Origin of the sequence: Nocardia sp. NPDC049149 (assembly GCF_043197455.1) — a bacterium.
Classification (GTDB): Bacteria; Actinomycetota; Actinomycetes; order Mycobacteriales; family Mycobacteriaceae; genus Nocardia.
This window is the reverse complement of the sequence record NZ_JBICTD010000006.1, coordinates 533,525-547,375: the sequence shown is the minus strand read 5'-3', so window position 1 is coordinate 547,375 and position 13,851 is coordinate 533,525. Positions and strand designations below refer to the sequence as shown.

At 67.2% G+C, this 13,851-nt stretch carries 13 protein-coding genes; 4 read left to right on the top strand and 9 right to left on the bottom strand.

Annotated features, from left to right (window positions below; translation table 11 throughout):
- Positions 1–744: 744 nt before the first annotated feature.
- The 9 genes from ACGFNJ_RS26685 to ACGFNJ_RS26645 form a co-directional block, all read right to left on the bottom strand.
- Positions 745–1,149, bottom strand: a complete 405-nt coding sequence (locus ACGFNJ_RS26685; protein ID WP_393453571.1) for a metal-sulfur cluster assembly factor — start codon at positions 1,147–1,149, stop codon at positions 745–747.
- Complete coding sequence (sufU, locus tag ACGFNJ_RS26680; protein ID WP_069165195.1) at positions 1,146–1,628, bottom strand: Fe-S cluster assembly sulfur transfer protein SufU; 483 nt, start codon at positions 1,626–1,628, stop codon at positions 1,146–1,148. Before sufU ends, ACGFNJ_RS26685 begins: the two co-directional genes overlap by 4 nt.
- A 3-nt stretch (positions 1,629–1,631) precedes the next feature.
- The gene (locus ACGFNJ_RS26675; protein ID WP_393453567.1) at positions 1,632–2,885 is read right to left on the bottom strand and encodes a cysteine desulfurase; all 1,254 of its coding nucleotides are present in this window, start codon (positions 2,883–2,885) and stop codon (positions 1,632–1,634) included.
- 1 nt (position 2,886) lies between these two features.
- The gene (gene sufC, locus ACGFNJ_RS26670) at positions 2,887–3,663 is read right to left on the bottom strand and encodes a Fe-S cluster assembly ATPase SufC (protein ID WP_069165193.1); all 777 of its coding nucleotides are present in this window, start codon (positions 3,661–3,663) and stop codon (positions 2,887–2,889) included.
- A gap of 37 nt (positions 3,664–3,700) precedes the next feature.
- On the bottom strand, positions 3,701–4,909 hold the full coding sequence (gene sufD / locus ACGFNJ_RS26665) for a Fe-S cluster assembly protein SufD (RefSeq protein WP_393453563.1): 1,209 nt from the start codon (positions 4,907–4,909) through the stop codon (positions 3,701–3,703).
- Positions 4,909–6,345 carry a Fe-S cluster assembly protein SufB gene (gene sufB / locus ACGFNJ_RS26660; RefSeq protein ID WP_393453560.1) on the bottom strand — a complete coding sequence of 479 codons (1,437 nt, stop codon included), beginning with the start codon at positions 6,343–6,345 and terminating at the stop codon, positions 4,909–4,911. The genes sufD and sufB overlap by 1 nt, the downstream gene beginning before the upstream one ends.
- The gene (locus ACGFNJ_RS26655; RefSeq protein WP_393453557.1) at positions 6,342–7,142 is read right to left on the bottom strand and encodes a helix-turn-helix transcriptional regulator; all 801 of its coding nucleotides are present in this window, start codon (positions 7,140–7,142) and stop codon (positions 6,342–6,344) included. Before ACGFNJ_RS26655 ends, sufB begins: the two co-directional genes overlap by 4 nt.
- A gap of 202 nt (positions 7,143–7,344) precedes the next feature.
- A complete protein-coding gene (locus tag ACGFNJ_RS26650) occupies positions 7,345–8,364 on the bottom strand; it encodes a zinc-binding dehydrogenase (RefSeq protein ID WP_393453554.1) in 1,020 nt (339 codons plus the stop codon).
- A gap of 27 nt (positions 8,365–8,391) precedes the next feature.
- Positions 8,392–9,156 (bottom strand): TetR/AcrR family transcriptional regulator, encoded by a 765-nt coding sequence (locus tag ACGFNJ_RS26645; RefSeq protein ID WP_393453551.1) that lies wholly within the window; start codon positions 9,154–9,156, stop codon positions 8,392–8,394.
- Positions 9,157–9,239: 83 nt separating this feature from the next.
- Here ACGFNJ_RS26645 and mptB point away from each other — a divergent pair, with 83 nt between their 5' ends.
- From mptB to ACGFNJ_RS26625, 4 genes are all read left to right on the top strand, one after another.
- Entirely contained in the window at positions 9,240–10,937 is a 1,698-nt protein-coding gene (gene mptB / locus ACGFNJ_RS26640) for a polyprenol phosphomannose-dependent alpha 1,6 mannosyltransferase MptB (protein WP_393453548.1), read from the top strand.
- 106 nt (positions 10,938–11,043) lie between these two features.
- Positions 11,044–11,976, top strand: coding sequence for an ABC transporter ATP-binding protein (locus ACGFNJ_RS26635; protein WP_393453545.1), 933 nt, complete (start codon positions 11,044–11,046; stop codon positions 11,974–11,976).
- Complete coding sequence (locus tag ACGFNJ_RS26630; RefSeq protein WP_393454185.1) at positions 11,976–12,767, top strand: ABC transporter permease; 792 nt, start codon at positions 11,976–11,978, stop codon at positions 12,765–12,767. The genes ACGFNJ_RS26635 and ACGFNJ_RS26630 overlap by 1 nt, the downstream gene beginning before the upstream one ends.
- Positions 12,768–12,856: 89 nt before the next feature.
- A complete protein-coding gene (locus ACGFNJ_RS26625; protein ID WP_393453542.1) occupies positions 12,857–13,813 on the top strand; it encodes a heme A synthase in 957 nt (318 codons plus the stop codon).
- The last annotated feature ends 38 nt before the right edge of the window (positions 13,814–13,851 follow it).

The window sequence follows — 13,851 nt, the reverse complement described above, 5'->3', positions numbered from 1 at the left end:
CGAAACGCCCACCATAGGACTCCCGTCAACGTCCCAAGATCACTTCTGAAAGATCTTTGGACCGGACCACAGCCAAGCAACCCGGTCTGGAACAAGACAACGCGCACCTGACAGCGGAGGTCAGCCGGGTACGGCACCCGACGCCACCACGCTATCCAGTGCAAACCCCGAAACCGTCCCGCTCGCCAGGAAACCGTTCAACCCGCGGATAAAACCACCACCCCAAACGCAACACGCCCCAGCAAAACCCGCACCAACCCCAAAGCCGCGCCCGCCCGAAGCCGCGCCCGCCCGAGACCGCGCCCGCCCGAGACCGCGCCCGCCCGAGACCGCGCCCCACGGGGCGGGTTGGGCTGCGGTCGCGCCGCTTTGGGCTCGGCGAAGGCAAAGCTCCTTCGGGTCCACGGTCTCCTGACGAGTACGGCAGCCCAGGGTTTGCACCCGATTAGCGTGGTTGCTTCGTCTGCCGTACCCGGCTGACCTCCGCAGTCGATCACGCATTCTCTTGTCCCAGCCGGGTCACTTGGCTGTGCTCCCGTTTCGAGAACTTCAAGACCAAAGACGCCTCGGCTCTACGGTCTCCTGGCGAGTACGGCAATCCGGGGTATGCACTGGATTGGCGTGGTTGCTTCGTCTGCCGTACCCGGCTGACCTCCGCTGTCAGTCACGCGGCGTCTCGTCCCAGCCGGGTCACTTGGCTGTGGTCCCGTTTCGAGAGCTTTAAGTCAGAGACCTCGAAGCTTTTTATACGGTGAAGCCGAGGGCTCGGAGTTGTTCTCTGCCGTCTTCGGTGATCTTGTCGGGGCCCCAAGGCGGCATCCAGACCCAGTTGATTTTGAGGTCTTCTACCAGGCCGCTGCGGACTAGGGCGTTGCGGGACTGGTCTTCGATGACGTCGGTGAGGGGGCAGGCCGCGGACGTCAAGGTCATGTCGAGGATTGCGACCTCGTCTTGGACGGCGAGGCCGTAGACCAGGCCGAGGTCGACCACGTTGATGCCGAGTTCGGGGTCGACGACGTCACGCATCGCCTCTTCGAGATCCTCGAGGCGCTTGATCTCCTCCTCGGTCAGCTCGACCGACGCGGCGCCGTCAACGGAGGCCGCGGCATCGATCTGCTCGGGGGCCTCGGTGGTCGGTGTTTCACTCATGACTGCTTCTCCCCGTTTCCCATGGGACGCTTTGCTTCCTCCGCTGCGGTTACCCGCAGTACCGCGTCCTTGAACGCGAGCCAGCCGAGCAACGCGCATTTGACCCGAGCCGGGTACTTCGAGACGCCGGCGAGCGCGATGCCGTCGCCGATCATTTCTTCGTCGCCTTCGATGGTGCCGCGGCTGGAGACCATCTCACTGTACGAGTCGACCACCTTCAGCGCCTGCTGCACGGGCAGGCCGATCACCTGGTCGGTGAGGATGGAGGTGGCGGCCTGGCTGATCGAGCAGCCCTGCCCGTCGTAGGAGACGTCGGCGACATCACCGTTGTCGTCGAGCTGGACGCGCAGGGTCACCTCGTCACCGCAGGTGGGGTTCACGTGGTGCACTTCGGCACCGAACGGCTCCCGCAGCCCGCGGTGATGCGGGTGCTTGTAGTGGTCCAGGATCACTTCCTGGTACATCTGCTCCATGCGCATGTTCTATGCAACCCCGAAGAAGGTCTGAGCCTTCCGCACCGCGGCAACCAGTGCGTCCACCTCGTCGAGTGTGTTGTAGGCGGCGAAGGAGGCACGCACGGCCGCGGGCACACCCATCCGGCGCAGCAGCGGCCACGCGCAGAAGTGCCCGACTCGGACGGCGACACCCTCGTCGTCGAGGATCTGGCCGACATCGTGGGCGTGGATGCCGTCCACCACGAACGACACCGCACCGCCGCGATCGATGTTCTCCGTCGGTCCGACGATCCGCACGCCGTCGATGGCACCGAGCCCGGCGAGCGCCGCGGACACCAACGAATGCTCGTGCGCCGCAACAGCGTCCATGTCCAAAGCTTCGAGATACCGCACGGCGGCACCCAATCCGACCACCTGCGAGGTCATCGGCACGCCTGCCTCGAACCGCTGCGGCGGCGGCGCGTAGGTGCTGCCCTCCATCGTCACGGTCTCGATCATCGAGCCGCCGGTAATGAACGGCGGAGTCTCCTCGAGCAGCGCGCGGCGCCCGTACAGCACACCGACACCGGAGGGACCGAACATCTTGTGCCCGGAGAACGCGGCGAAGTCCACGCCGAGGGCACGGAAGTCGACCGGCATGTGCGGCACCGACTGGCACGCGTCGAGCACCGTCAGCGCGCCGACCGCCTTTGCGCGGCGGACCAATTCGGCGACATCGGTGATCGCACCGGTCACGTTGGACTGGTGAGTGAACGCGACAACCTTGGTGGCAGGCGACAATTCGAGCGAATCGAGATCGATGCGACCGTCGTCGGTGACGCCGTACCACTTCACCGTCGCGCCGGTCCGGCGCGCAAGCTCCTGCCACGGAACGAGATTCGCGTGGTGCTCGATCTCGGTGATCACGATCTCGTCGCCGGGACCGACGCGGTACGGGAACCGGTCGTCGGCGAACGAGAAGGTCACCAGGTTCAGCGATTCGGTCGCGTTCTTGGTGAACACGATCTCACCGGCGTCGACCCCGACGAACCGGCCGATGTCGGCGCGGGCGGCCTCGTAGGCGTCGGTCGCCTCCTCGGCCAGCTGATGCGCGCCTCGGTGCACCGCCGCGTTGCTCTCGGTCAGGAACCGACGTTCCGCGTCGAGCACGGCGAGCGGCCGCTGCGAAGTCGCGCCGGAGTCCAGGTACACCAACGGTTTCCCGTCCCGAACCGTGCGGCTCAGGATCGGGAAGTCGGCCCGCACGCGGGCCACGTCGAGTGTGTGGACGGTGGCGGTCATATCACGCTCCCGCGGTAGCTGTCTGAGTGAAACGGACGTAGCCGTTGGCGTCGAGTTCGTCGGCCAGCTCCGAGCCGCCCTCGGCGACGATGCGACCGCCGACGAAAACGTGCACGAATTCCGGCTGGATGTAGCGCAGGATCCGGGTGTAGTGCGTAATCAGCAGCACGCCACCGTTTTCGCGCTCCTTGTAGCGGTTCACACCCTCGGAGACGATGCGTAGCGCGTCGACGTCGAGACCCGAGTCGGTCTCATCCAGGATCGCGATCTTCGGCTTCAGCAGGCCGAGCTGCAGGATCTCGTGCCGCTTCTTCTCGCCACCGGAGAAGCCTTCGTTGACGTTGCGCTCGGCGAAGGCAGGGTCGATTTCCAGCTCGGCCATCGACTCCTTGACTTCCTTGACCCAGTGCCGCAGCTTGGGCGCCTCACCGCGCACGGCGGTGGCGGCGGTACGCAGGAAGTTCGACGTGGAAACGCCGGGCACCTCGACCGGGTACTGCATGGCGAGGAACAGGCCTGCCCGCGCGCGCTCGTCGACGGACATCGCGAGGACGTCCTCACCGTCGAGGGTGATCGAGCCGGAGGTCACCGTGTACTTGGGGTGGCCCGCGATCGCGTACGACAGCGTCGACTTGCCCGAGCCGTTCGGACCCATGATGGCGTGCGTCTCACCGGAATTGATGGTGAGGTTCACGCCCTTCAGGATCTTGATGGGCTCGCCGGACTCGTCCGGGTTGGCAACCTCGACGTGCAGGTCCTTGATTTCCAGGGTGGTCATCGAATTCGAGTTCCTTTGTGGGGGTGTACGTTCGGGTTCAGACGCCGACAGCGGCGAGTTCGGCTTCGATGGCCGACTCGAGCCGCTCCCGGATCTCGGGGACCGCGATCTTCTGGATGATCTCCTGGAAGAAGCCGCGCACGACCAGGCGTCGCGCCACCTCTTCCGGAATGCCGCGAGCGCGCAGGTAGAACAGCTGCTCGTCGTCGAAACGTCCGGTCGCCGAGGCGTGTCCGGCACCGGCGATCTCACCGGTCTCGATCTCGAGGTTCGGCACCGAGTCGGCACGGGCGCCGTCGGTGAGCACCAGGTTGCGGTTCACCTCGAAGGTGTCGGTGCCTTCGGCGGCCGCGCGGATCAGCACATCGCCGACCCACACCGTCCGCGCATCACCCTTCGGCGAGCTCGGATCTCCTTGCAGCGCACCCTTGTACAACACGTTCGACTTGCAGTTCGGCTGCGAGTGGTCGACGAGCAACCGCTGCTCGAAATGCTGACCGGCATCGGCGAAGTAGAGGCCGAGCAGTTCCGCGTCGCCGCCGGGGCCCGCGTAGCGCACGGTTCCGGTGAGGCGAACCAGCTCGCCGCCGAGCGTGACGGCGATGTGCCGCAGCGTGGCGTCGCGGCCGAGCAGCGCGTGGTGCGCGGTGGCGTGCACGGCGTCGTCCGCCCAGTCCTGGACTGCGACGACGGTCAGCTTCGCGCTGTCACCGAGCACGAATTCCACGTTCTCGGCGTAAGTTCCGCTGCCGCGCAGGTCGATGACCACGGTGGCGGTGGCGAAGTTGCCGAGCCGAATCTGCAAGTGGCCGTAGGCCGTTTTGCCTTCACCCGGGCCGGTGACGGTGACGACGACCGGTTCGGCGACCTCGGTCTCCTTGGCGACCGACACCACGGTGGCCTGCTCGAAGCCCGAGTACGCCTGCGCCGCAACCCGATCCGCGGGCGTGCCGGCCGCACCGAGTCGCGCGTCGTCGCGACCGACGGTCTCCACCTGGATACCGTCGACCTGACTGACCTCGACCCTCGCCTGGCCGTCACGCACGGCAGTGCCGTCGTGCAGCCCACGCAACCGGCGCAGCGGGGTGAACCGCCACTCCTCGTCGCGACCGGACGGAATCTCGAAGGCGTTCACATCGAACGAAGTGAAGACCTCGCCCTTGTTGATCGCGGCTCCGGCGCCCGGGTTCTGAATCGGCTTCGAAGGGTTCTCGCCTTCGACCGCGCCAATGACACCTGTCGCCATCAGCCGACGGCTCCTTCCATCTGCAGCTCGATGAGCCGGTTCAGTTCCAACGCGTATTCCATCGGCAGTTCCTTGGCGATGGGCTCGACGAAGCCGCGCACCACCATCGCCATCGCCTCGTCCTCGGTCATGCCGCGGCTCATCAGGTAGAACAGCTGGTCCTCGGAGACCTTCGAGACGGTCGCCTCGTGGCCCATCGTCACGTCGTCCTCGCGGATGTCGACGTACGGGTAGGTGTCCGAGCGGCTGATTGTATCGACAAGCAGCGCATCGCATTTCACCGTCGACTTGGAGCCGTACGCGCCCTTGTTCACCTGGACGAGGCCGCGGTAGGAGGCCCGGCCGCCGCCGCGCGCCACCGACTTGCTGATGATGTTCGACGAGGTGTGCGGCGCCAGGTGCAGCATCTTGGCGCCGGTGTCCTGGTGCTGGCCCTCGCCGGCGAACGCCACCGAGAGCACCTCACCGCGGGCGTACTCGCCGGTCATCCAGACCGCCGGGTACTTCATGGTGACCTTGGAGCCGATGTTGCCGTCGACCCATTCCATGGTCGCGCCCGCCTCGGCCTTGGCCCGCTTGGTGACCAGGTTGTAGACGTTGTTCGACCAGTTCTGGATCGTGGTGTAGCGGCAGCGGCCGCCCTTCTTCACGATGATCTCGACGACCGCGGAGTGCAGCGAGTCCGACTTGTAGATCGGCGCGGTGCAGCCCTCGACGTAGTGCACGTAGGCGTTCTCGTCGACGATGATCAGCGTCCGCTCGAACTGGCCCATGTTCTCGGTGTTGATCCGGAAGTAGGCCTGCAGCGGGATGTCGACGTGCACGCCGGGCGGCACGTAGATGAACGAGCCACCGGACCACACCGCGGTGTTCAGCGCGGAGAACTTGTTGTCGCCCGCGGGGATCACCGAGCCGAAGTACTCCTGGAAGATCTCCGGGTGCTCCTTCAACGCCGTGTCGGTGTCGAGGAAGATGACGCCCTGCTTCTCGAGGTCCTCGCGGATCGAGTGGTAGACGACCTCGGACTCGTACTGCGCGGCGACACCGGAGACCAGGCGCTGCTTCTCCGCTTCCGGGATGCCGAGCTTGTCGTAGGTGTTCTTGATGTCCTCGGGCAGGTCGTCCCAGGTGGCGGCCTGCTTCTCGCTGGAACGCACGAAGTACTTGATGTTGTCGAAGTCGATGCCGTCGAGGTTGGAGCCCCAGTTCGGCATGGGCTTGCGGTCGAAGATGCGCAGCGCCTTCAGCCGGATGTCGAGCATCCAGTCGGGTTCGCTCTTCTTGGCCGAGATATCGCGAACAACCGCCTCGGACAGGCCTCGTTGCGCGCTCGCTCCGGCCACGTCCGAATCGGCCCAGCCGTAACCGTATTTGCCCAGGGACGCGATGGTCTCTTCCTGGGTGAGCGGTTGCACCTGGTCGGTGGTTGTCGTCATTCGGCACTCCTTCCGGAGTCGTTCGTTCGTACCGCGGCGGGCTGTGCCGCGGTTTGTGGTGAAGTTTTGGTAATCGGCAGTACGAGCAGCGGCACGTGCGTCGTGCACGCGCAATCGCCGTTGGCGATCGTGGCCAGCCGCTGCACGTGGGTGCCGAGCAGGTCACGGAACGCCTCGAGTTCCGCCTGGCACAACTGCGGGAATTCCTCCGCGACGTGCGCGACCGGGCAGTGGTGCTGGCAGATCTGCACGCCTGTCCCCACCTTGCGGGTGGAGGCGGCGAAACCGGCTTCGGTGAACGCCTCCGCGATCTCCTCGGCCTTGGCCTCGGTCTGCTGCGGGGTGTGTTCCTCGACCGGAACGATCCCGGCCACGATAGTCCTGGCTCGTTTGCGCGCGAACTCGGCGATGGCTTGTTCGCCGCCGATCTCGCCGAGCTGGCGGATCGCCGCACCGGCCAGGTCGTCGTAGGCGTGGCCCAATTGGCCGCGGCCCGCGGCCGTGAGCTGGTATTGCTTGGCCGGACGCCCGCGACCCTTCTGCTGCCACGGCGCGGATCTGCTCGCCCTGGCCTGACCGGAGTCGATGAGCGCATCGAGGTGGCGTCGCACCCCGGCGGGCGCGAGGCCGAGCGTGGTTCCGATGGCGGTCGCGGTGATCGGGCCTTCTTCCAGCAGCAGCTGGACGATGGCGGCGCGGGTATGCCCTTCGGCGACCGCACCCTGGGCAGCGGACGACGCGGCACTGGTCCGGCGACCAGCTCCCTCATCGTTGTTCCGCAAACCCACGGTTTTCACAACATCAGTGTGGCTTAATTCGTTCCCGAAATCTAATAAGGGTGCCCTGACTTCAGACCACTCATGACCTGCATAGACCCCTGATCACGGACCACCCGTCACGAAATCCGAGGTGCCGCACGGTGATGCGGAAATTGTCCGGTGCGCATCGCACCGAGTGCGTTACGTCACATGGGGTCGCCCGACCGCCTTCGCTGGGTGCTCAGCGGGTGGCGACCAGCTTGATCGGCGTCTCCAGCAGCGCGTCGACGGCCTCGTCCCAGGTTGCTGTGCGCGTGGTGACCAGCGACGGATCGAAGCGGCCCTCGGCAACCAGATCGAGCACGACGGGGATCGCGGGGCGGGCGTGCGCGCGACCGGTGTGGAACGTGCAGCAGCGGGTGTACATGTCGAAGATCGGCAGCGGCACCTCGCCGAGCTGGACGCTGACGCTGGTGGCGACGCCGTCGTAGTCGGTGGCGTCGATCGCGGCGCGCAAAGCCTTTGCGCCACCGGCGGATTCGACGGTGATCGGGAATCGGCCGACGCGGGTGTCGCGTGCCCCCTCGATCGCTTCGGCGCCGAGGGACCTGGCGATCTCCAATCGCTCGACGGAGTCGTCCAGGTAGACCACCCGGGCAGCACCAAGCGCAACGGCAAGCCCCGCCGCGTAAAGCCCGATCGAGGGCGCCGCCGGGCCGCCGATCACCAGCACCTCGGCGCCAGGGTTGTCGGCGAGCTGCGGGCCGACGGCGCGATACCCGTCGGGGATGTTGTCGCTGGCACTGGCGACGGCGACCGGGTCGACACCGGCGGGCAGCGGCACCAGCATGGCGTCGGCGTGCGGGATCAGCACGAGATCGGCCCAGAGCCCGCCCCAGTCGAGCCCGCCGAGCTGACCGAGCCCGAAGCTGGACAGCCGAGGGTGGCTCGTGCAGTTGCCGGTGCGGCCACGCAGGCAGGCACGGCAAGTGCCGCAAGAGATTTGGAACGGGACAACGACGCGATCCCCGACCGCGACGGTGCGCACATCGTCCCCGACCGCGACCACTTCGGCGACGCCCTCGTGCCCGAACGGATACGGGCCTGGCAGCGGGAACTGGCCGCGCAGGACCGCAGGATCGATATCGCAGGTGGCCAGGGCGATCGGGCGGACCAGCGCCTGATTCGGCCCGGTCAGCTCGGGTTCGGGGTGTTCTTCCCAGCGCATTTCGCCGGGGCCGGTCAACATCAGACGCTGCATGATCCGATTCTCAGTAGAACGGTCTTTCTAGTCAAGGGTTACGCGTGAATCGCGTTGGTCGAGAACCACATCCGGAATATTTTCGGCAGCACCCTCGGCCGCTGCCGCGATCACCCGCGCCTCGACGTCGGCCGATTCGACCTCCGGCATGCCCGTATCGACATCCGACGAGCCGGTGCCCGAAGGCCCGCCCTCCCCGGCAACCACCGGGACCTGAGCCTGACTCGCCGCGGCGAACGTCACCCTGATCAGCCGCTCCATCGCCCGAGCCACCGTGTGCAACGGCTCCTCGGAGCGCCGCACCCTGGCCAACAGGGTCGCGCCCTCGTAAGCGGCGACCACCGTCGTTGCCAACTCCCCCGCCTCCTGCCCGGACAACCCCAACTCGGCGAGCAACCCGCCGAACGCCTGCTCCATCGCGTCGAACGCCGTGCCGCACGCCGCCCGAACCGCCTCGACATCGCTGCCGCCGTCCAGACCCGGGGTGCCGATCGGGCAGCCGTCGGCCCAATCCGAGTGCGCGAGCTTGGCGACCATGAACTCGAACAGGGTGTTCGTCGTCGCGAACACGTCCGTCGGCGCCTGCCGGATCATCCGCCCGCACAGCACGCCGGTTCCGGTGATCGCCGCGACCGCGATCTCCTCCTTGCCGCCCGGAAAGTGGTGGTAGATAGACCCATACGGCAATCCGGCGGCCTCGCTCAGCGCTTTCAAACCGAATCCGTGATACCCGTGCCGCGCGAGCAACTCGCACGCGGCGACCTCGATCCGTCGCCTGGACTCCGAAACCATGTGTTGATTGTGCCCCCGTCGATGGCGCTGCCGATCGGAACGAGCAGGCCCGTAGACAGGCTGTGGGCGGACTCGCGCGGGCAATGCCGATTACGCTTCGTCTCGTGGCGGTACTGGAAGGCGCGCGGCGCACAACACTGGCATTCGGGCGCCGGGCACTCGGTTTGGACGTGCCTGCCGCCGATCACACGATCGCGGTGTTGCACAGAGACGAATCCGAGGTGCCGGGCCTCGACCGCAAGGAGCTGGCCCAACTCCACTGGATTCGCCTGATGGGCGCCACCGGGACGGTGCTGATGGCGATCAGCGCGCTCGGCATCGGCGCGCAGCCGGTGCACCAGAATCCGACCTCCGGCGTCCGGGTGCTCGGCATCTTCGCGCGCGCACACACGGGGTCGCTCGCCATGTGCATGGTCGGCACCGTCATCGTCGTGCTCGCCTGGCTGTTGCTCGGCCGCTTCACCATCGGCCGGATCGGCGGCTCGCCGCTGCACCGGCTCACCCGATCCCAGCTCGATCGCACGCTGCTGCTCTGGATCATCCCGCTCAGCGTCGCGCCGCCGTTGTTCAGCAACGACGTGTATTCCTATCTGGCACAAAGCGAAATCGCGGCGCGCGGGATCGACCCGTATCAAGAGGGTCCGGTCGACGGGCTCGGCATCGACAATGTGCTGACCAACAACGTGCCGACCATCTGGCAGAAGACGCCTGCGCCGTACGGTCCGCTGTTCCTCTGGATCGGTCGCGGCATCGCCGAACTCACCGGCGACAACATCGTTCTCGGCATCTGGGTGCACCGGTTGCTCGCGCTGGCCGGCGTCGCGCTGATCGTCTGGGCGCTGCCGCGCCTTTCGGTGCGCTGCGGCGTCGCGCCGGTCACCGCGCTGTGGCTCGGTGCGGCGAATCCGCTGGTGCTCTTCCATCTGATCGGCGGCGTGCACAACGACGCGCTGATGCTCGGACTGATGCTGGCGGGCCTGGAGTTCTGCCTGCGGGCCATCGAGGACACTCACCCGTTCGACGGACGGGCCTATGCCTGGATGTTCGGCGGAGCCGTCGTCATCACGCTCGGCTGTTTGGTCAAGGCCACCGCGATCATCGCGCTCGGTTTCGTCGGCATGGCATTGGCACGGCGGTGGGGCCTGTCCCTGCGCAACGTCGCCATCTCCGCCGCCATGCTCGGCGGAATCGCCTTGGTCACCATACTTTTCGTCAGTTCGGCGAGTGGGCTCGGCTTCGGCTGGCTCTTCACCATCAACACGGCCAATGCGGTGCGCAGCTGGTTGTCGCTGCCGACGGTGATCGGCATCATCACCGGGTTCGGCGGGGTGCTGCTCGGGCTCGGTGATCACACCACCGCGCTGCTGTTCATCACGCGCCCGATCGCGGCGGTTGCCGCGGGATTCGTGACGCTGCGGATGTTGATGGCAACCAGCATGGGGCGGCTGCATCCGGTCGGCGCGCTCGGCGTCGCGTTCGGTGCGATCGTCTTGTTCTTCCCGGTGGTGCAGCCTTGGTATCTGCTCTGGGCGATCGTGCCGCTGGCCGCATGGGCGACCCAGCCGGTGTTCCGTATCCCCGCGATCAGTTTCTCGGCGGTCGTCAGCCTCGTGGTGATGCCGCGCGGGGCCGAGTTCGAGGTGTTCCAGATCGTCGGCGCCGCGGTCGCGACCGTCATCGTGACGGTCCTGTTCATCGTGCTCACCAGGAACGTGCTGCCATGGCGTGCGCCGAAAACGCAGCCAACCGGCCAGGTTGTTGCGCACGGGGCAGCGGCCTGATGACTTCCGCCGATCCGATCGGCCCGTGGCGGATCGGTCCCCGGCAACGGGATCGGGCTGGGGTGTCGTCCCGGTCACATGGGGCAACCGCTTACGGTATTGCTTCGTGACTGCAGCCGCGGAACTCGCTGTCCGCATCGACGGCGTCGTCAAACGCTACGACGACATCAGCGCGGTCGACGGTGTGAGCTTCGAGGTGGAACGGGCGCAGGTGCTCGCGCTGCTCGGTCCGAACGGCGCGGGCAAGACCACGACCGTCGAGATGTGCGAGGGCTTCCTGTCCCCCGACGCCGGTTCGGTGCGGGTGCTCGGGCTCGACCCGGTGGCCGATTCGGAACGGCTGCGACCGCGCATCGGCGTGATGCTGCAGGGCGGCGGCGCCTACCCGGGCGCGCGGGCAGGCGAGATGCTCGATCTGGTCGCCTCCTATTCGGCCGACCCGCTTGATCCCGACTGGCTGCTGCGCACCCTCGGCCTGCAGGACAATCGCCGCACGCCGTACCGCAGGCTCTCCGGCGGCCAGCAACAGCGGCTCGCGTTGGCGTGCGCGCTGGTCGGCAAGCCGGAGATCGTCTTCCTCGACGAACCGACCGCGGGCCTGGACGCCCAGGCGCGGCTCATCGTGTGGGAGCTCATCGATGCGCTGCGCCGCGACGGGGTGACCGTCGTGCTCACCACGCATCTGATGGACGAGGCCGAGCAGCTCGCCGACCAGCTGGTGATCATCGATCACGGCCGGATCGTCGCCTCCGGCACCCCCGCCGAGGTGACCGCGCACGGCGCCGCCGGGCAGTTGCGGTTCTCCGCCCCACCGAAACTCGATCTCGACCTCCTGAAATCGGCGCTGCCGGAAGGTTTCTCGCCGCGCGAGACGAACCCGGGCACCTATCTGGTCGAGGGCGAGATCACCCCGCAGGTGCTCGCGACGGTGACCGCGTGGTGCGCGCGAGTGAACGTGCTCGCCACCGACATTCGGATCGACCAGCGCAGGCTCGAAGACGTCTTCCTGGAACTCACCGGACGGGACCTCCGCGGATGATGACGCAACCAGACCGGGCCACCAACCGCTTCGCGCCCGGCACCTTCACCCCCGACCCGCGGCCGAGCACGCGCACCGCGATGCTGTTCGCGCAGACCCGGCTCGAGCTGATCCTGTTGCTGCGCAACGGCGAACAGCTGCTGCTCACCATGTTCATTCCGATCACCCTGCTGGTCGGGCTCAGCCTGCTGCCGTTCGGCGATCTCGGCGACGACCGGGTGGACAAGATCGTGCCCGCGGTGATGATGGTCGCCGTCATGTCGACCGCGTTCACCGGCCAGGCCATCGCTGTCGGCTTCGATCGCCGCTACGGCGCGTTGAAGCGGCTCGGCGCCACCGCCCTGCCGCGCTGGGGCATCATCGCGGGCAAGAGCGCGGCGGTGCTGATCGTCGTTGTGCTGCAAGCGATCCTGCTCGGCGTCATCGGTGTCGTGCTCGGCTGGCGGCCCGACCTCGCCGGGCTCGCCATCGGCGCACTGGTGATCGCGCTCGGCACCGCGACGTTCGCGGCGATGGGCCTGCTGCTCGGCGGCACGCTGAAGGCGGAGATCGTGCTGGCGCTGGCGAACATCCTGTGGTTCGTCATGCTCGGCATCGCAAGCATCGTGTTCGCCACCGACGATCTGCCCGGCGCGGTGAATGTGCTTGCCCGGCTGGTGCCTTCGGGCGCGCTGGCGGTGACGCTCGAGGAGGCGATGCGCACCAGCATCGACTGGTTCGGCATTGCCGTGCTCGCGGTGTGGGGCCTGGTGTCCGGCGTGCTCGCCGCGCGCTTCTTCCGTTTCGAGTAGGGCACCCCGGTACCAACGACTTCCGTCTCGAGTAGCGGCACCCCGGTACCAACGACAGCGTGTAGTTGACCGTGCTCTAGCATCGTGCCGTGCTGTATCGGGCCTTCCTGCGACTCGTCGACAAGCTGCCGCTCCCCTCGCTGCGGGTGCAGCGGCTGACCGCGATCGTGGTGATCCTCACGCAGGCGGGCATCGCCGTGACCGGCGCCGTCGTCCGGGTCACCGCCTCCGGACTCGGCTGCCCGACCTGGCCGCAATGCTTCCCGGGCAGCTTCACCCCGATCGGCGTCTCCGAGGTGCCGGTGCTGCACCAGACCGTGGAATTCAGCAACCGGTTGCTGACTTTCGTGGTGTCGCTGTTCGCCGCGCTGATCGTGCTCGCCGTGACGCGCGCCCGGCGCCGCCGCACCGTGCTGGTCTACGCGTGGCTGATGCCGGGCGGCACGTTGTTGCAAGGCATCATCGGCGGCATCACCGTGCGCACCGGCCTGCTGTGGTGGACCGTTTCGGTGCACCTGCTCGCCTCGATGCTGATGGTGTGGCTGTCCGTGGTGCTCTACGCGAAGATCTGCGAACCAGATGACGGCGTCGACACGGTGCAGGCTCCAGCGCCGCTGCGCTGGCTCACCGTACTGAGCGGCGTCGCGCTGGCCGGCGTGCTGATCGCGGGCACGTTGGTCACCGCAGCCGGCCCGCATGCGGGCGACAAGAGCATCGAACGCCAGGTGGAACGGCTGCAGATCGAGATCGTCACGCTGGTCCACCTGCATTCGCAGCTGCTCGTCGGCTATCTCGCGTTGCTGGTCGGGTTGGCGTTCGGCCTGTTTGCGGTGGGCATCACCGCCGCGGTGCGCAAGCGCCTCTTCGTGCTGCTCGGCCTGGTTTGTACGCAGGCCCTGGTCGGCATCGTCCAATACTTCACCGATGTGCCTGCGGCATTGGTGGTGATCCACGTCGGTGGTGCCGCCGCGTGCACCGCAGCGACCGCTGCGCTGTGGGCGTCACTGCACAGCCGCGAACCGGTGACGGCCGCCGCAGCCGCCTGACACCACACTGTTCCCCTCCGCCGCACTGATTCTCCGGA

What these genes read in the sequence shown, in the direction of transcription:
- ACGFNJ_RS26685 (WP_393453571.1), bottom strand. Translation starts at nt 1,149, where the DNA reads ATGAGTGAAACACCGACCACCGAGGCCCCCGAGCAGATCGATGCCGCG.
- sufU (WP_069165195.1), bottom strand. Translation starts at nt 1,628, where the DNA reads ATGCGCATGGAGCAGATGTACCAGGAAGTGATCCTGGACCACTACAAG.
- ACGFNJ_RS26675 (WP_393453567.1), bottom strand. Translation starts at nt 2,885, where the DNA reads ATGACCGCCACCGTCCACACACTCGACGTGGCCCGCGTGCGGGCCGAC.
- sufC (WP_069165193.1), bottom strand. Translation starts at nt 3,663, where the DNA reads ATGACCACCCTGGAAATCAAGGACCTGCACGTCGAGGTTGCCAACCCG.
- sufD (WP_393453563.1), bottom strand. Translation starts at nt 4,909, where the DNA reads ATGGCGACAGGTGTCATTGGCGCGGTCGAAGGCGAGAACCCTTCGAAG.
- sufB (WP_393453560.1), bottom strand. Translation starts at nt 6,345, where the DNA reads ATGACGACAACCACCGACCAGGTGCAACCGCTCACCCAGGAAGAGACC.
- ACGFNJ_RS26650 (WP_393453554.1), bottom strand. Translation starts at nt 8,364, where the DNA reads ATGCAGCGTCTGATGTTGACCGGCCCCGGCGAAATGCGCTGGGAAGAA.
- ACGFNJ_RS26645 (WP_393453551.1), bottom strand. Translation starts at nt 9,156, where the DNA reads ATGGTTTCGGAGTCCAGGCGACGGATCGAGGTCGCCGCGTGCGAGTTG.
- mptB (WP_393453548.1), top strand. Translation starts at nt 9,240, where the DNA reads ATGCCGATTACGCTTCGTCTCGTGGCGGTACTGGAAGGCGCGCGGCGC.
- ACGFNJ_RS26630 (WP_393454185.1), top strand. Translation starts at nt 11,976, where the DNA reads ATGACGCAACCAGACCGGGCCACCAACCGCTTCGCGCCCGGCACCTTC.